Below are 17,005 nucleotides of genomic sequence, written 5' to 3'. Positions count from 1 at the left end.
CAATCGCCGAAACTTTCGTCGGGGGACGGGATCGAGGAGCCCCCATGCGCCGCGTGATCGCCGCCCTCCTGTGCCTGCTGATCGGCCTGCTGCCCCTGCCCGCCCTGGCCGCGGAGACCGCGTACGGCTTCGAGGACGGCACCGCCCAGGGCTGGCAGCCGCGCGGCGACGGCGTCACCGTCACCGCGACCGGCGCCGCCGCGCACACCGGAACCGCCGCCCTGCACGTCGCCGGCCGCACCCAGAACTGGCACGGCGCGTCGCTGCCCGACCCGTTCGAGCCGGGCGTCCTCCACACGGTCACCGCCTACGCCCGGCTGGTGAGCGGCGGCCCCGCCGCCGTGTCGCTGACCGTCCAGCGCACGCCTTCGGGCGGCGAGACCACGTACGAGACCGTGGCGTCGGCCACCGTCACCGGCGACGGCTGGACGCTCCTGTCCGGCGCCTACACCCTCCCCCCGTCCTCCACCGGCGTGCAGCTGTACGCCGAGAGCGCCGACGCGGGCGCCGCCTTCTACCTCGACGACATCACGCTCACCGCGCTGACCGACCCGGCCCGCACGCCGATCAGCACCGGCTTCGAGGACGGCACCACCCAGGGCTGGGCCTCCCGGGGCGGCGCCACCCTGGCGGCCACCGCCGAGGCCGCCCACGCCGGGACCCGTGGCCTGGCCGTCACCGGCAGGTCCGCCTCCTGGGACGGCCCCGCCATCGACGTGCTCGGCAGGATGGCCAAGGGCGACAAGTACGCCCTGTCCGTCTGGGTGCGCGGCACCGGCAAGCTCGGCCTGTCGATCGAGCGGCGCTCCGGCGACGCCGTCAGCTACGAGCGGATCGTCGCGCCCGCCGACGCGGGGGAGTGGACCCGCCTCCAGGGCACCTACACGCTCGCCCACGACGCCGACTTCCTCAGCGTGTACGTCGAGTCCGCCGACGGCGCCGACCCCTTCCACCTGGACGACTTCACGCTGGCCTACGTCGAGCCCAAGCCGATCGAGACCGGCATCCCCGCCCTGAAGGACGCCGTGCCCTTCACCCTGGGCACCGCCTTCGGCCCGGCCGAGACCTACGGCGAGCACGCCAAGCTCCTCACCAGGCACTTCAGCGGCCTCACCCCCGGCAACGACCTCAAATGGGACGCCCTGCAGCCCGCCGAAGGACAGTTCGCCTTCGCCCAGGCCGACGCCCTCGTCGACTTCGCCGCCGCGCGCGGCATGACCGTCCGGGGCCACACGCTGGCCTGGCACAGCCAGACCCCCGCCTGGGTGTTCGAGGGCGCCGACAAGGCGACGCTGCTGGCCCGGCTGGAGACCCACGTGCGCACCGTGGTCGGCCGCTACAAGGGCAGGATCGCCGCCTGGGACGTCGTCAACGAGGTCGTCGACGAGAACCGGCCCGACGGCCTGCGCCGCTCGCCCTGGTTCGAGATCGCCGGGCTGGACTTCATCAGGACCGCCTTCCGCGTCGCCCGCGAGACCGACCCGGACGCCAAGCTGTTCATCAACGACTACAACACCGAGTTCCCGCGCAAGCGCGAAGCCCTCTACGACCTGGTCAAGCGGCTGCGCGCCGAAGGGGTGCCGATCGACGGCGTCGGCCACCAGCTCCACCTCAACATCGAGCAGCCGCCCGCCTCCCACGTCGAGGACACGATCGAGCGCTTCGCCGGCCTGGGCGTCGACCAGCACGTCACCGAGCTCGACGTGAGCGTCTACACCGACTTCGTCTCCTCCTACGACCCGATCCCGCCCGAGCTGCTGGTCGCGCAGGGCCACCGCTACAAGGAGCTGTTCGACGTGTTCCGGCGCCAGGCCGGCCGGCTCGGCTCGGTGACCATCTGGGGCAAGTCCGACGACGTGAGCTGGCTGCGCTCGTTCCCCATCACCCGGCCGAACGCGCCGCTGCCCTTCGACGACGACCTCCAGGCCAAGCCCGCCTACTGGGGCATCGCCGACCCGTCGAAGCTGCCCCCGCTCGTCCGGAGCCTGGAGGCGCCCGCCGCCGAACCCCGGGTCGACGGGATGCGGGAGCTCGCCTGGGACCTGCTGCCCGACACGCCCGTCGCCCGCGTCGGCGACGTCTCGGCCGGCTGGCAGGCCCGCTCGTCCGAGCGCGGCCTGTACGTGCTCGCCGAGGTGGAGGACGCCTCCCGCGACCGTTCCGACCGGGTGACGTTCACGCTGGGCGGCACCCCGTACACCGTCTGGCGGGACGGGCGGCACGGCGGCGGCTTCCGCGCGGCGGCCCGGCCCACCCGCGACGGCTACCGCGTCGAGGCGCTGCTGCCCTCACGCGCCGCCGACATCGAGGTCGAGGCCGGCGAGGCCGTGTGGACGGGCAGGCTGACGTTCACCCCGCCGGTCGGGCACACCACGGCGGCGCGCGGCGAGCCCGTGGTCGACGGCGTCGTGGACGCCGCCTGGGCGCGGGCGCCGCGCGTGCGCACCGCCACCCGGATCGAGGGCGCGTCCGGCGCGCAGGCACGGGTGCGCTCGCTGTGGCACGGCGACACGCTGTACGTGCTCGCCGAGGTGAGCGACGCCGAGCTGAGCGAGCAGCCGCCCGACCCGTGGGCGCAGGACTCCGTCGAGATCTTCGTCGACCCGGGCAACAACAAGACCAAGGGCTACGACGATGACGACGGCCAGTATCGGATCAGCTTCACCGGCAGGCAGACGGTCGGCGGGACGTTCGACGCCTTCGCCGTCAAGGACAACCTGACCGGCGCGGCCCGGACCGTGCCCGGCGGCTACGTCGTCGAGGCGGCGATCAGGCTGCCCACGGTGACGTTGCGCGAGGGCACGCTGCTCGGCTTCGACGTCCAGGTCAACGACGCCACGGGCGCCGTCAGGACCGGCGCCGCCACCTGGAACGACGCCACCGGGCGCGGCTACGTGGACACCAGCCACTGGGGGGTGCTGCGCCTGACCCGGTAACGAATCTACTTTGTAAAGGCGCCGGGCCGGTTCAGCCGGGGTGACGCCGGATCAGCAGCATCGCGGCGTCGTCGAGCAGCGGCCCGCCGGTGTGCTCGATGAGGTCGCCGCGCAGCGCGTCGAGCGCGGCCTGCGGATCGGGCGCGGTCAGCAGCCCGGCGGCCCGCTCGGTCAGCGGGTAGAACGCGCCGCCGTGGTCGCGCGCCTCCACGACCCCGTCGGTGAACAGCAGGATCTGGTCGCCCTCGCCGAACGGCACCCGGTACGGCTTGGGCCGGTCGGCCGCCAGCGAGCCGAGGCCCAGCGGCAGCCCGTCCTGCGGCGGCTCGGCCACGGTGATGCGGCCGCCGCCCAGCAGCAGCGGCGCCGGGTGGCCGCAGTTGAGCAGCGAGATCTCCGCCTCGTGCACCTCGGCGAGGATCGCGGTGACGAACATCTCGCCGCTCAGGTGGCGGGCCAGGCTCGCCTCCAGCCGTTCGCCGACGCCGGCCAGCTCGGCCTCGTCGTAGGCGGCCTCGCGGAAGGCGCCCAGCACCCAGGCGGCCGTCTCCACCGCGCTGAGCCCCTTGCCCTGCACGTCGCCGATGAGCAGCCGCACGCCGTGCGGGGTCGTCACCACCTCGTACAGGTCGCCGCCGATGCGCGCCTCGGCCGCGGCCGAGGTGTAGGACAGCGCCACCCGCAGGTCGGCGGCGCGGCGCGGCACCGGCCGCAGCAGCACCCGCTGCGCGGCCTCGGCCACCATCCGCACGTTGGCCAGCTCCCGCTCGCGGCGCAGCCGCAGGTGGCTGGCGAGCATGCTGGCCGCGGTGACGCCGACGATGGTGGCGACGGTGATCGGGTTCTGCCGTTTGAACAGCAGGTCGTTGTAGAGCGACAGCAGCACGCAGATGACGAGCGCGACGGCGCCCACCATCGCGGTGCGGCGCACGCTGCCCGACACCGAGGCGAACGTCGGCCCCAGGGTGAGCAGCGGCAGGAAGCCCAGCGACGGGCCGGCCAGCACGTCGATCACGGCGACGGCCAGCATCACCGCGAACGGCAGCCGGCGCAGCACGCGCTGCGAGGTCTCGTTCCGAGCAGGCTGCACAACCCTCCCACCCGCCGCGTTGGGTTATCGGCCATAGAAACATCAATAGTTAACAAGATTCAAGCATTTCCGGGCGTGCCGCGTGCCCGGAAATGCCGCGCCGCGCCGCGTACAGGGAGAATCCCGTACGCGACGCGGGGGCCGGCGGGGGTCGGCCGGCGCGTGTCAGCGCGTTTCGCGGGTCTGGCGGCACGGCACGCAGTGCCGGGTGAGCGGCCGGATCTTCAGCCGCTCGAACGGGATCGACGTGCCGCAACCGTCGCACCGGCCGTAGGAGCGGTCGGCGAGCCGGTCCAGCGTGGCGTGGATGCCGGCGATGGTCCGCTCGGTGGCGGCCAGGTCGGCGAGCACGCTCTGGCGGGAGCCGTCGTCGGTGCCGGTGCTCTCCACCAGCTCCCGCAGTTCGTCGAGGCGGGAGGTGCGCCACATCAGCTGCGCGCGCAGGTCCTGGGCGATGGCCTGGACCTGGACGTCACTGAGCGTGCTGTTGTCTGTCATGGGTGTCCCTTGAGTGTGTGGAGGTCGCCGCCGCAGGTCGCGCAGTACGGCTCCTGAGGCGACCGCAGCAGAGCCTCGAACGGGATGAAGGCGCTGCACCGCCGGCAGGTGCCGTACAGGCCGCGATCCATCCGCTCGATCGCGGCCTCGAGGGCGGCGACCGTCCGGGCGCGCGGCCCTTCGACGGCGCGGGCGGTGGCGAGCCGTTGCTCCAGCAGTTCGCGGAGTTCTTCGAGGCGAGCCAGGTGCTGGGTGTAGTCCTGCATGAGTGTCTGCAATGAAGCCATGAGGCGTCGCTCCTAGCCAGAGATATGCCGACGGCTCCCCTGCGCCGCCCGGCTCACGGACCTGGCGAGGGGAGGGAGAGGACCTCTAGGCGGGCGGCGGGCTGCGCGACCCGGCGGCGCGATGGCCGGGCTGCTGGGGACCTCGGATGGCGGCCGACCCCGACTGCGGCCACACCAGGGCCGGCGTCTCGGGCGTCTCGGCGCGGTGACGGTCGGGCCACGGGCGCGGCAGGTGCTCGGCCCTGACGGGCGGCTGCGGCGGCGTGGCCAGCTCCGACACCTCCGCGCCCGCGGGCATGACGCCGGTGACGACGTCGTGCTGCGAGGGCGTGGCGCCGGCCCACGTGGGGGTGGCGGCGACGACCAGGATGGCGAGCAGCACGACGTGCACCGCCGCTTTGAACGCGGCGGAGACACGGGTGGTGCTCCAGGTCGCCATGAGGCCGACCATAGCCCACTTTCCTGGGAAGGGCACCGGCCCGGGCCCGCGCCTTCCCTCTCCTGGTGCCGGTTCAGGCTACGGTGTGAGGGCCACCATCACAGGAGAGGAGAGTGCCGTGCGGTCCAGACTGCCCGCTGCGCTGCTCCTGCTGCTGTCGTGGTTCCTGCCGGCGACCGGCCACGCCCAGCTCACGATCGCCGCCGCGGCCGATCCGGCCGCTGTCTCCGCCGGTCAGGCGGCCGCCGCGGGCGACCCGGGGCAGGCTGAGGGGCAGCACGAGGGCCAGCACGGCGCCCGCCGTTCGCCCTACCAGCCGCCCACCGCCTACTCCTGGACGGCCTCCTACGACGCGACGGGCGGTCAGGGGCCGGTCGTCCTGCCCGCCGACGCGCAGGCGCCGGGGCGGCCGCGGGCGGACGTGGTGCGCCGGGCCGGCGCCGCCGAGCCCGTGGTGCTGCTGACGGCCGCCACACCGGCGCGGGCCCCTCCCTCCACAGGGCTGTAGAAGGCTCTTTTCCCGAAATTTTTCAGCCTGTGGAGGCTTCCCATGTCACGTGCGCCCTTGTGGCGTGCGCTGGCGGCACTGGCCGTCATCGCGACCTCGATGGTCCTGGCCATCACCTCAGCGCCGCGCCTGGGGCTCGACCTGCGCGGCGGCACCCAGCTCGTGTTCGAGACGAAGGACACGGCCACCGTCAAGGCCGACTCCGACGCCACCGACCGCGCGCTGGACGTGCTGCGACGCCGCGCCGACGCGCTCGGCGTCGTCGATCCCACGCTGGTCCGCTCCGGCGAGAAGCGGATCATCGTCGAGCTGCCCGGCCTGCTCGACCCGCAGCAGGCGGCCGACGTCATCGGCCGCACCGCCCAGCTCGCCTTCCACTCGGTGGAGGGCGTCGCCGAGCAGGGCGACAAGGACGCGCTGCCCGACGAGGGCGGCCAGCTGCTCAAGCTCGGCCCGGTCGCCATCAGCGGCGACGGCGTCACCGACGCGGCCGCGCGCAGCGATCCCCAGCTCGGCCCCGGCTGGTTCGTCACCGTCGACTTCCGTGACGCCGGCGCCTGGCAGAAACTGACCGGGCAGGCGGCCTGCAGCCCGGCGGGCGACCCGAAGCGCCGGGTCGCGATCGTGCTCGACAAGGAGATCATCTCCTCGCCGCAGCTCGACCCGTCGGTGCCGTGCAACATCGGCATCCCCGGCGGATCCACCCAGATCACCGGCTCGTTCACGCACGAGGAGGCCCGTGAGCTGTCGGTGCTGATCAAGGGCGGCGCGCTGCCCGTGCCGCTGGAGCTCGTCGAGCAGCGCACGGTCGGCCCGACGCTCGGCGCCGACGCGATCGAGGCCAGCGCCAAGGCCGCGATCGCGGGTCTCATCATGACGACGCTGTTCATCGTCATCGTCTACCGGCTCGTCGGCCTGCTCGCCGCCATCGCGCTCGCCTGTTACGGGCTGATCTCGTACGCGGCGCTGGTGGCGATGGGCGCCACGTTCACGCTGCCCGGCCTGGCCGGTTTCGTGCTGGCGATCGGCATGGCGGTGGACGCCAACGTGCTCGTGTTCGAGCGCGCCAGGGAGGAGTACGGGCAGGCGCCGCAGCGGGGCCTGAAGTCGGCGCTGGCCCTGGGCTTCAAGAACGCCTGGAGCGCGATCGCCGACTCCAACATCACCACGCTGATCGCCGCCGGGCTGCTGTTCTGGCTGGCGTCGGGCCCGGTCAAGGGGTTCGGCGTGACGCTCGGCATCGGTGTGCTGGCCTCGCTGGTGTCGGCCATGCTCATCACCCGGGTGCTCACCCAGCTCGTCATCGGCCGGGTCAAGCCGCGCGTGTCGGGCCTGGGCTCCATCGGCCGGGTCCGCACCTGGCTCACCGAGCGCAACCCGCAGGTCATGGCCGGCAGGAAGCTGTGGCTGGCGATCGCCGGCGGCCTCGCCGTGGTGGCGCTGGCCGGGCTGTTCGCCCGCGGGCTGAACTTCGGCGTGGAGTTCACCGGCGGCCGGGTCGTGGAGTTCGCCACGACCAAGCCGATCGGCGCCGACGCCGCCCGCGAGGCCGTCGCCAAGGCCGGGTTCCCGCAGGCGGTGGTGCAGTCGTCCGGTGACGGCGTCCTCGTCCGCGCCGGGCAGATGGGCATCGCCGACGTGGCCAAGATCGAGGCCGCGCTGGAGGGCCAGGCGGGCGAGGTGTCCAAGCGGCGCGACGAGTTCATCGGGCCGAGCCTCGGGGAGGAGCTGCGCCGCAACGCGCTCATCGCGCTGGCCGTGGCCGTGGCCGCGCAGCTCGCGTACCTGGCGTTCCGCTTCCGCTGGACGTTCGGCACCGCCGCGGTGCTGGCGCTGCTGGTGGACGTGTCGCTGGTGATCGGCCTGTTCGCGTGGATGGGCAAGCCGATCGACGGCGTGTTCCTGGCCGCGATGCTCACCGTCGTCGGCTACTCGGTCAACGACAAGGTGGTGGTCTTCGACCGGGTCAGGGAGCTGTGGGCGGTCAACCGGAAGGCGCCGCTGGCCGACGCGGTCAACGGCGCGATCCTGCAGACGATGCCGCGTACGGTCAACACCGGTATCGGCGCGCTGTTCATTCTGGTGGCGCTGGCCGTGTTCGGCGGCGACTCGCTGCGCGACTTCGCGATCGCGCTGGTGACGGGCGTCATCGTGGGCACGCTGTCGTCGTCGTTCGTGGCCGGCCCGCTGTCGATCATGCTGGCCCGGTTCGACCGCAAGCCGCCGCCCGAGCCGGCCAAGCCGCGCAAGGCCCGCACGCGCGAGGGAACCGGCGCCGTCCTGTAACGCCGGGGCTGTCAATAAATGTTTTGTACGGCGTTGAGCTGCTGAAATGGCTTGGCCGTCAATAATGACATTTTGTGAACAGCCCTTGCGGGGACATGCTCGCCGGTCTGCTGGAGGCCGGGCAGGAGGCGACGCTGGAGCACCTGCCCGGCCTGGTGGACCGGTACGCCCGCCGGGCCGGCATCCGGCAGTGCCTGATCTACCTGGCCGACCTCCAGCAGAACACGCTGCGGCTGCTCGCCGAGAACGGCGGCGTGGCCGGTCCGGGCCCCGATGACAAGCCCCCCGCCGAGCTGCGCATCGACGCCACCTACGGCGGGCGGGCCTTCCAGGAGGTCCGCATCCTGCGCAAGCCCGGCGAGGGGGGCCTCGACTGCTGGTGGGTGCCGCTGCTGAACGGCGCCGAGCGGCTGGGCGTGCTGCGCGTCCTGCTGGGCGGCGGCCGGCCGGTCGAGGAGGCCGACGTGCGGGCGCTGTCGGCGATGGTCGCGCTGCTCGTGGTCAGCAAACGCTCCTACAGCGACTGCTACCCCAGGCTGGTGCGCTCACGGCCGATGAACGTGGCCGCCGAGATGCTGTGGCACCTGATGCCGCCGCTGACGTTCGCCAACGCCGAAGTGACGGTCGCCGGGGTGCTCGAGCCCGCCTACGAGATCGGCGGCGACGCCTTCGACTACGCCGTGGCCGACGACGTCGTGCACCTGGCCATCTTCGACGCCATGGGCCACGACGTGGCCGCCGGCCTGGCCGCGAACCTGGCGCTGGCCACCTGCCGCAACCTGCGCCGCCACGGCGCCGACCTGGCCGGCAACGGCGAGGGCATCGAGAACCTGCTGCTGCGCGAGTTCGGGGAGGCCGCCCGGTTCGTCACCGCGATCATGGCCGACTTCGACCTGCGCACCGGCATGCTCACCTGGGTCAACCGCGGCCACCACCCGCCCGTGCTCATCCGGGGCGGACGCTGGGTGACGGCGCTGGAGTGCCCGCCCACGCCGCCGCTCGGCCTGGGCCTCGGCCTGCCCGTCACCGTCTGCCGCGAACAGCTCGAACCCGGCGACCGGCTGCTCCTGTACACCGACGGCATCGTCGAGGCGGGCAGCAACCAGGGCGAGGAGTTCGGCGTGGCCCGGTTCGTGGACTTCATCCTGCGGCACTGCGCGGCCCGCCTGCCGGTGCCCGAGACGCTGCGCCGCCTCATCAAGGACGTGCTGGACCACCATGACGGCCAGTTGCAGGACGACGCGACCGTGCTGCTCACCGAGTGGCACGGCCGGGTGGGCACCTGCCCGGTCAAGGGCGAGCCGTGAACGGGCCCCGCATGGCCGGGGCGGAGGAGGGCAGCGGGGCGGGGATGAAGACCGATGTGGTGTCGTCCTGGCGGGAGCTCGACGACGCGATCGCCGAGGCCAGCAGGCCGCGTGACACCGGGCACGCGCATTCCTCCATGGTCTTCCGCGGCCTGGCCCGCGCCTCGTACACGCACGTGTCGAGCCTGTCGCGGCTGCGCGGCGACTACGCCGCGCTGGAACCGCACCTGGTGCGCAACTTCCGCAAGTACGCCCACCGGCGGCGGCCCGGCCCGGCCGTGTGGGACTGGCTGGCGCTCGGCCAGCACCACGGGCTGCCCACCCGGCTGCTCGACTGGACGTTCTCGCCGCTGGTCGCGCTGCACTTCGCCACCGCGTCCTGGCCGCGGGACGACGCCGTCCTGCTCGGCGTCGACTGCCACGGCGCGCACCGGCTGCTGCCCGAGCCGCTGCGCGCCGAGCTCGACCGGGAGGGCGCGCTGCTGTTCACCACCGAGATGCTGGCCACCGTCGCGGGCGACCTGCCGAGCTTCGACCGGCTGTCCGGCGAGCCGTTCGTCGCCTTCTTCGAACCGCCGTCGCTGGACGAACGCGTGGTCAACCAGTCGTCGGTGCTGTCGGTGACGTCCCGGCCCGAGTTCCAGGTGCAGGAGTGGCTGGAGGACCATCCCGAGCTGTGGCGGGCCTGGACGCTCCCGCCCGCGGTCAAGGCGGAGGTCCGCGAACGGCTCGACCAGGCCGGCGTCACCGAACGCGTGCTGCTGCCCGGCCTGGACGGGCTCGCCGCCTGGCTGCGCCGCTACTACACCCCCGGCACCGCCGAGGACGACACGCAGGGCGGCGCCTCCATGTCCGGCGCGGACGCCGACCGGCAGGAAGAGGGCCGGATGGGCGGCTGACGTGCGAAGGCCCGATTTCTGGATAGATGACCCGTCAAACGTTCGAGCGTGGGGGAGTGGTGGCCATGGCGGAGTCGCGGATCGCGGTCGGGGTCGAGGAGGAGTTCCACATCGTCGACACGCGCACGCGGCAACTCGTCTCCCGCTCCGTGCTCCTGCTCGACATGCTGCCCGACGACCGCTTCACCGAGGAGCTGCAACGCTCCACCGTGGAGGCCAACAGCCGGCCCTGCCACGCCCTGGAGGACCTGGCCCGCGACCTCGGCGCGATGCGCCGCACCGCCATCGCCGCCGCCGAGGAGGTCGGCCTGGGCATCGTCGCCGCCGGGAGCGTGCCGCTGGCCGACCTGGACCAGATGAAGATCTCGCCCGAGGCCCGCTACGAGCGCATGCTCGACGACTACCAGGTCCTCACCCGCGAGCAGCTCATCTGCGGCACCCAGGTGCACGCCGAGCTCGCCGACCGCGACCTCGCGATCGCCGTCGCGCACCGGCTCGCGCCCTGGCTGCCGCCGCTGCTCGCGCTCAGCGCCAGCTCCCCGTACTGGCTCGGCGCCGACACCGGCTACGCCAGCTACCGCACGCTCGTGTGGGAACGCTGGCCCACCACCGGGCCGATGGCCCGCTTCGGCTCGGCCGCCGAGTACGAGGAGATGCTCGCCGAGCTGATCCGGTCCGGCGTGATCAGCGACGCCGGCATGATCTACTACGACATCCGCCCGTCCGCCCACGTGCCCACCGTCGAGCTGCGCATCTGCGACTCCTGCCCGCGCATCGACGACATCGTGCTGATCGCCGGCCTGTTCCGGGCCCTGGTCGCCAGGGAGCTGGCCGAGATCGGCGACGACCCCGACCGTGAGGTGCCGCTGGACCCGGTACGCGCCGCGCGCTGGCAGGCCGCCCGCTCCGGCCTCGAGGGCGAGCTCGTCGACCCCGTCGAAGGCGTGCCCGCCCCGGCCGCCGACGTGGTCACCCGCCTGGTCGCCGCGCTGCGCCCGCACCTGGAGGCGGCCGGCGACTGGGAACTCGTCTCCGCCCTGGCCGCCGACGCCCTCGGCCGGGGCGGCTCGGCCCAGCGCCAGCGGCGCGCCTTCGCCCGCCGCGGCTCCCACGCCGACGTCGTCGACCTGCTGCTGGAGGAGACCAGACCCGGAGGCTGGACCACCGGCCGCGGCTACCCGTCGGCGGCCTGACGTGTGCGGGCTGAGCGGCGAGATCCGCTTCGACGGGCACAAGGCCGACCTCGGCGCCGTCGGCCGCATGACCGAGGCCATGCACGAGCGCGGCCCCGACGGCTCCGGCCTGTGGTCACGCGGCCCGATCGCGCTCGGGCACCGCCGCCTGAAGATCATCGACCTGTCCGAGAAGGCCGCCCAGCCCATGGTCGACGCCGAACTCGGCCTGGCGGCGGTCTTCAACGGCTGCCTCTACAACTACCGCGAACTGCGCGACGAACTGCGCCGCGCCGGCTACCGGTTCTTCTCCGGCTCCGACACCGAGGTTCTGGTCAAGGCCTACCACCGGTGGGGGCCCGCGTGCGTGGACCGCTTCGCCGGCATGTTCGCCTTCGCCGTCGCCGAGCGCGCCGGCGGCCGGCTCACGCTAGCCCGCGACCGGCTCGGCGTCAAACCGCTCTACCTCGCCGCCGACGGCCGCCGCCTGCGCTTCGCCTCCACGCTGCCCGCCCTGCTCGCCACCGGCGGCGTCGACACCGCCATCGACCGGACCGCGCTGCACCACTACATGACCTTCCACTCGCTGGTGCCCGGCGAGCGCACCATCCTGGCCGGAGTCCGCAAGCTCCCGGCGGCCACCGTACGCACCTACGAGGCCGACGGGACCGTCACCGAACGGCGCTACTGGGAGCCCGACCACACGCCGGCCGACCGGCCCCCGCACGCCGGGGAGTGGCGCGAGGCCGTCCTGGAGTCGCTGCGCACCGCCGTGCGGCGGCGGATGGTCGCCGACGTGCCCGTGGGCGTGCTGCTGTCCGGCGGGCTGGACTCCAGCCTCATCGTCGCCCTGCTCGCCGAGGAGGGACAGTCCGGGCTGGCCACGTTCAGCATCGGCTTCGAGTCCGCCGCAGGCGAGAGCGGCGACGAGTTCGCCTACTCCGACCTGGTGGCGCAGCGGTTCGGCACCGACCACCACCGCATCCGCGTGCCCGGCTCCGCGCTGCTGTCCGGGATCGAACGGGCGGTTGCGGCGATGAGCGAGCCCATGGTCAGCCACGACTGCGTCGCCTTCCACCTGCTGTCCGGCGAGGTGTCCCGGCACGTCAAGGTCGTGCAGTCCGGGCAGGGCGCCGACGAGGTGTTCGCCGGCTACGACTGGTTCCCGCCGCTGGCCGGGGTGCCCCGCGAACAGGCGGCGGACACGTACCTGGCCGCCTTCAGGGACCGCCCGCACGACGAGCTGGCGCGCGTCCTCGCGCCCGAGCACCTCGTCGAGCGCGACGTCAGCGGCGAGTTCGTCCGCAGCCACCTGGACCGGCCCGGCGCGGCGACCGCGCTCGACGCGGTGCTGCGCCTGGAGACCACCGCGATGCTCGCCGACGACCCCGTCAAACGCGTCGACAACATGACGATGGCGCACGGGCTGGAGGCGCGCACGCCCTTCCTCGACCACGAACTCGTCGAACTCGCCGCCGCCTGCCCCGCCGGGCTCAAACTCGCCGGCGGCGGCAAGGGCGTGCTCAAGGACGCCGCCCGCAAGCTGCTGCCCGCCGAGGTCGTGGACCGGCCCAAGGGCTACTTCCCGGTGCCCGCCGTCCGCCACCCCGACGGGCCGCTCCTTGACCTGCTACGCGACGCGATGACCAGCCAGGCGGCGCGCTCACGCGGGCTGTTCCGGCGCGAGTACGTCGACGGGCTGCTCGCCGACCCCGGCCGCGACCGGGCCGCCACCGGCGTCAACACGCTGTGGCAGGTCGGGCTGCTGGAACTATGGCTGCAAGCGCACGGCATGTGACCCACCTCCCGTGGTCCTGCTGGGCGCCCGCCCCGGCCCCGGACCGCTCGGCGGTCGTCTACGGCAGCGACCGCGACGGCACGCCGCGCGCCTGGACCCGGCCCGCGCGCGGCGAGCCCCGGCCCGTCCCCACCGGCCCCCACCCCGTCGTCGACGTGCACTGGGCGCCGACCGGGGCGCGGCTGGCCGTCCTGCTCGCCCCCGGCGGCGGCGAGCACACCGAGGTCTGGACCGTACGGCCGGACGGCGGCGACCTGCGGCCCCTCGCCGCGCCCCCGGGAGGGTCGGCGGTGTTCATCCGATGGACCGAACGCGGCGAGGACCTGCTGGTCGCCGAGACCCACGCCGGCGGGCGCACCGACGCGGTCATCGTCGACGCCGCCACCGGCGGACGCCAGATCGTCGCCTCCGGCCCGCTGCTGCGGCCCGCCGCCGTCAGCCGCGACCACGCCACCGTCCTGCTGCGGCACGGGCCCCGCGGGGCGCGCCGCATGTCGGTGCGGCACGCGGGGGGCGGTGAGCACGAACTGCTCGCGGGGCTGCCGGGGACGACCGACTACGGCATCCTCGCCCCGGACGGGCACACGGCCTACCTGCTCACCGACGCCGGCCGCGACCGCACCGCCCTGGTGGCCGTCCACGGCGACGGCCTGTGGCAGGCCTCCGACGAGGGCCCCTGGCAGGGCACCCTCGGCGGCCCCGATGGTGGACCCGGTGGCGGCCCAGGTGGCGGCCCAGGTGGCGGCCCAGGTGGCGGCTCTGGCGGTGGCCTCTGGGCGGGCTCGGGCGGGGGCCTCCGGCACGGCTCCGGCGGCGCTCTCCTGCGTGGTTCGGATGGCGGTCTTTGGCAGGGTTCGGGTCGAGGGCTACGGCGGGGGCTGGGGGAGCCGGAGGTGCTGGCGGAGCGGGCGGACGCGGAGCTGGACCAGTTCGCGCTCAGCGCCGACGGCCGGCACGCCGTCCTGGTGTGGAACGAGCACGGCCGCTCCCGCCTGGAGCTCCTCGACCCGCGCACCGGGCTCACCGTCCCGCTGCCCGGGCTGCCCGCCGACGTCGTCACCTCCGTCCGCGTCTCCCTGGACGGCGGCGTGGCCGTGCTCGCCGCCGAAGGCCCCGCCCAGCCGTCCCAGGTGTACGCGTGCGACCTGCAGACCGGCGCGTACGAGCACGTCGCGGGCGCCGGACGCCTGCCGGAAGCGGTCGAGGCCGAGCCGGTGCGCTTCCCGGCCCGCGACGGCCTCGGCCTGGCCGCCTGGCTGTATCGCCCCGCACGGGCCCGGGGCGCCGCGCCGTACGTCGTCCACCTGCACGGCGGCCCCGAGGACCAGGAACGGCCCACGTACAACCCGCTCTACCAGCATCTTCTCGCTCACGGCATCGGCGTGTTCGCGCCGAACGTGCGCGGCTCCGGCGGCTACGGGCGCGCCTTCCGTGAGGCCGACGACCGCGAGCGCCGCTTCCGCGCCGTCGACGACGTGGCCGACTGCGTCGCCGAGCTCGTCCGGCTGGGCGCCGCCGACCCGTCCCGGATCGCCTGCATGGGCTGGTCGTACGGCGGTTATCTCACGCTCGCCGCCCTGGTCGCCCATCCCGCGCTGTTCCGCGCCGGGGTCGAGGTGTGCGGCATGGCCGACTTCGCCACCTTCTACGAACGCACCGACCCGTGGGTCGCGGCGGCGGCCGTCCGCGAGTACGGCCATCCCGAGACCGACCGGGACCTGCTGCGCGCCCTGTCGCCGCTGCGCGCCTTCGACCGGCTGCGCGCCCCGCTCCTGGTCGTGCACGGCCGCCACGACACCAACGTCCCCTTCCACCAGGCCGAACAGGTGCTGGCCGCCGCCGCGGCGCTCGGCCTGCCCTGTGACAGCCTGCTGTTCGACGACGAGGGGCATCACATCCGGCAGGTCGCCAACCGGGTCGCGTTCATCAGCAAGGTCACCGGCTGGCTCGAACACCAGCTCCTTGGCTCCTTCGCGGACCGCGCCTGACCGCGACCCTCCCTTGCGGTGACCCGTGACACCCCTTCACCTCCGGGAGGACCCATGCGCACCTTCACAATCGACTTCCAGGCCGCCCCCGACGACCTGCGCCGCCGATTGCGCGACACCCGCTGCCCCGACGCTGTCACCTCTCACGAGTGGTAGGCCGGGCCGCCGCCCTCGTCCATGCGCAGGCTGGTGACGTACTGGCTCGACGGCTACGACTGGCGCGCCTCCGGCTCCCCTCGCACGAACGCCTGCTGGTCCACCCCACCCCACCGCGGCATGTCCGTCCGGGTACTGACCGCTGATGACGTCATCGGTCTGCACCGGATGCGGCGCGCCATCAGGCACGTACCGTCCCATGCCGCCGATGCGCTGGACGGTCTCCGCAATGCGATCAACGAGGCCAGGAGCGTCGTCGGCCACTGCATCCGAATCCGGGAATCATGTCGGGCCTGCCTTTCGCCGGGGCGAACCTGATCTCCCCCTTACCGAAAAGCCCGGCGGACGTGCCGACTCGAGCGCCTGTCTTTGCACCCGCTGAGATTGTGAGCGGAGCGAAAACGAGTTTCTCCAGATAGACGGACATGATGATCCTGGTGTGCGGCCAAGGGTCCTCTTGGTAGACGTCACCAGGAGCGAGTCCGGCGGCCACGTCGGAGCCGTTGATCCAACCATGACGACCACAGAGAACGCATGGCCGGGAGCATTGGTGCCGCAGAGGCAATCCTTCGTCGGCCCCATGGCAGCGGAGCACTCCTTCCCAGCTCCTGTCGATCCCACCAGGCCGGGTCGGCCGTCGAGCTGGACCGACCAGCACAGGGAGCCGGCCCCGTTGGGAGTTCCTGGAAGACCCGTGTCAATGGCCCCAGAACAACCGCGGTGCAATCCCCCCAGCGGGGGAGCCACCTGGCTCCCAGGCGTGAGGCGCGTCCCCCGTGGCACCGCCATGATCGAGGGCATGAGATCAACGTGGTTCGGAATCGCCGCTCTGACCCCGTACATCGCCATGAAGACCTACTGGGCCTTCGGCGGGAACGCCGGCCGACCGGCCGGCGACCTGGGGGCGGAGATGCTGGCCAACGGCGCGCCCGAGGCCCTGGTCTGGCTGGAACGCCACGGGATCGACTTCACCGCTCTGGGCGCCCTCGGGGGCGTGCTCTTCCTGGTCGCGCTGGCCCGCCCGTGGGGCGAACGGCTGCCGCGCCGGCTGCTGCTGGTCCCGGGATGGGCAGGAGCCTTGATCCTCACCCCCTACGGCACCGCCACCTTGATCGCCTCGGCCGTGGGCTTCAGGGCCGTCGAGGAAGGCTGGTCGCCCTGGGTCGGTTACGTGGGCGGACTGGCCTTCGCGGGCCTCGGATTGGCCCTCGCATTGGGCACCCGCTCCTATCAGCGCCGTACCCGCCCCGCTCCTGTTCTGGCATAAGTCCATCCAGCAGCACTTTCCATGGCCGCTCACCTGGAGACCCGCTGCTGCATCGGGAGCGATCTCTAAGAGCGCCTAACGCACTCAAGTGAGGCGCCGCCAGCAGATGAGCGCGCAGGCCAGCTTGAGGAAGGCCTCGTGGATGGCGGCACTCACCTTTCAGCGGATACGCAGGCGGCGGAAGCGTGCAACAGGGGCGCTGATCGCTGAGGCGCGCCTCCACCAGCCCGACACCACCTCATCCGCACCCGATTAGGACAGTAGACACGGATGGCTCGCCTTCGACAGCTTTATACGGAGTGTAGAGGACTGCGGACAGGAACGCTGTCCCACTTCGGAAAACGACATGGAGGTAGTCGTCGTCGCGCACCACA

Annotated in this window: 14 protein-coding genes; 10 read left to right on the top strand and 4 right to left on the bottom strand. The window is 73.1% G+C overall.

What is annotated here, in order from left to right:
- The first annotated feature begins 44 nt into the window (after window positions 1-44).
- Complete coding sequence (locus tag ACBI99_RS21315) at window positions 45-2,936, top strand: endo-1,4-beta-xylanase (RefSeq protein WP_375073205.1); 2,892 nt, start codon at window positions 45-47, stop codon at window positions 2,934-2,936.
- Between the two features lie 31 nt (window positions 2,937-2,967).
- On the opposite strand, the gene ACBI99_RS21310 is transcribed toward ACBI99_RS21315, so the two are convergent.
- From ACBI99_RS21310 to ACBI99_RS21295, 4 genes are all read right to left on the bottom strand, one after another.
- Entirely contained in the window at window positions 2,968-4,026 is a 1,059-nt protein-coding gene (locus ACBI99_RS21310) for a PP2C family protein-serine/threonine phosphatase (RefSeq protein WP_375073203.1), read from the bottom strand.
- A gap of 165 nt (window positions 4,027-4,191) precedes the next feature.
- Entirely contained in the window at window positions 4,192-4,524 is a 333-nt protein-coding gene (locus tag ACBI99_RS21305) for a TraR/DksA C4-type zinc finger protein (RefSeq protein WP_219510503.1), read from the bottom strand.
- Window positions 4,521-4,811, bottom strand: a complete 291-nt coding sequence (locus ACBI99_RS21300) for a hypothetical protein (RefSeq protein ID WP_219510504.1) — start codon at window positions 4,809-4,811, stop codon at window positions 4,521-4,523. The genes ACBI99_RS21305 and ACBI99_RS21300 overlap by 4 nt, the downstream gene beginning before the upstream one ends.
- A gap of 85 nt (window positions 4,812-4,896) precedes the next feature.
- Window positions 4,897-5,250, bottom strand: coding sequence for a hypothetical protein (locus tag ACBI99_RS21295; protein ID WP_219510505.1), 354 nt, complete (start codon window positions 5,248-5,250; stop codon window positions 4,897-4,899).
- 118 nt (window positions 5,251-5,368) lie between these two features.
- Here ACBI99_RS21295 and ACBI99_RS21290 point away from each other — a divergent pair, with 118 nt between their 5' ends.
- The 9 genes from ACBI99_RS21290 (at window position 5,369) to ACBI99_RS21250 (ending at window position 16,631) form a co-directional block, all read left to right on the top strand.
- Window positions 5,369-5,758, top strand: coding sequence for a hypothetical protein (locus ACBI99_RS21290; RefSeq protein ID WP_219510506.1), 390 nt, complete (start codon window positions 5,369-5,371; stop codon window positions 5,756-5,758).
- Between the two features lie 42 nt (window positions 5,759-5,800).
- A complete protein-coding gene (gene secD, locus ACBI99_RS21285; protein ID WP_375073201.1) occupies window positions 5,801-8,044 on the top strand; it encodes a protein translocase subunit SecD in 2,244 nt (747 codons plus the stop codon).
- 74 nt (window positions 8,045-8,118) lie between these two features.
- Window positions 8,119-9,351 (top strand): PP2C family protein-serine/threonine phosphatase, encoded by a 1,233-nt coding sequence (locus ACBI99_RS21280; RefSeq protein WP_308126024.1) that lies wholly within the window; start codon window positions 8,119-8,121, stop codon window positions 9,349-9,351.
- The gene (locus tag ACBI99_RS21275) at window positions 9,348-10,250 is read left to right on the top strand and encodes an FRG domain-containing protein (RefSeq protein ID WP_357589876.1); all 903 of its coding nucleotides are present in this window, start codon (window positions 9,348-9,350) and stop codon (window positions 10,248-10,250) included. The genes ACBI99_RS21280 and ACBI99_RS21275 overlap by 4 nt, the downstream gene beginning before the upstream one ends.
- Before the next feature lie 26 nt (window positions 10,251-10,276).
- Entirely contained in the window at window positions 10,277-11,443 is a 1,167-nt protein-coding gene (locus ACBI99_RS21270) for a glutamate--cysteine ligase (protein ID WP_246646183.1), read from the top strand.
- Window position 11,444: 1 nt separating this feature from the next.
- Window positions 11,445-13,220, top strand: a complete 1,776-nt coding sequence (locus ACBI99_RS21265) for an N-acetylglutaminylglutamine amidotransferase (RefSeq protein ID WP_375073200.1) — start codon at window positions 11,445-11,447, stop codon at window positions 13,218-13,220.
- Window positions 13,217-15,208 (top strand): S9 family peptidase, encoded by a 1,992-nt coding sequence (locus ACBI99_RS21260; RefSeq protein ID WP_375073199.1) that lies wholly within the window; start codon window positions 13,217-13,219, stop codon window positions 15,206-15,208. Before ACBI99_RS21265 ends, ACBI99_RS21260 begins: the two co-directional genes overlap by 4 nt.
- Before the next feature lie 177 nt (window positions 15,209-15,385).
- On the top strand, window positions 15,386-15,682 hold the full coding sequence (locus tag ACBI99_RS21255; RefSeq protein ID WP_375073198.1) for a hypothetical protein: 297 nt from the start codon (window positions 15,386-15,388) through the stop codon (window positions 15,680-15,682).
- A 481-nt stretch (window positions 15,683-16,163) separates the two neighbouring features.
- On the top strand, window positions 16,164-16,631 hold the full coding sequence (locus ACBI99_RS21250) for a hypothetical protein (RefSeq protein ID WP_219510511.1): 468 nt from the start codon (window positions 16,164-16,166) through the stop codon (window positions 16,629-16,631).
- The last annotated feature ends 374 nt before the right edge of the window (window positions 16,632-17,005 follow it).

Source organism: Nonomuraea sp. ATR24, from assembly GCF_041950485.1.
In the GTDB taxonomy this organism is placed as follows: Bacteria; Actinomycetota; Actinomycetes; order Streptosporangiales; family Streptosporangiaceae; genus Nonomuraea; species Nonomuraea ceibae.
The sequence above is the reverse complement of the archived record's forward strand: the minus strand, read 5'-3'. Positions and strand labels throughout refer to the sequence as shown.

Coding starts and splice junctions, on each gene's coding strand:
- ACBI99_RS21315 (WP_375073205.1), top strand. CDS start 45: ATGCGCCGCGTGATCGCCGCCCTCCTGTGCCTGCTGATCGGCCTGCTG.
- ACBI99_RS21270 (WP_246646183.1), top strand. CDS start 10,277: ATGACCCGTCAAACGTTCGAGCGTGGGGGAGTGGTGGCCATGGCGGAG.
- ACBI99_RS21305 (WP_219510503.1), bottom strand. CDS start 4,524: ATGACAGACAACAGCACGCTCAGTGACGTCCAGGTCCAGGCCATCGCC.
- ACBI99_RS21250 (WP_219510511.1), top strand. CDS start 16,164: ATGAGATCAACGTGGTTCGGAATCGCCGCTCTGACCCCGTACATCGCC.
- secD (WP_375073201.1), top strand. CDS start 5,801: ATGTCACGTGCGCCCTTGTGGCGTGCGCTGGCGGCACTGGCCGTCATC.
- ACBI99_RS21295 (WP_219510505.1), bottom strand. CDS start 5,250: ATGGCGACCTGGAGCACCACCCGTGTCTCCGCCGCGTTCAAAGCGGCG.
- ACBI99_RS21255 (WP_375073198.1), top strand. CDS start 15,386: ATGCGCAGGCTGGTGACGTACTGGCTCGACGGCTACGACTGGCGCGCC.
- ACBI99_RS21300 (WP_219510504.1), bottom strand. CDS start 4,811: ATGGCTTCATTGCAGACACTCATGCAGGACTACACCCAGCACCTGGCT.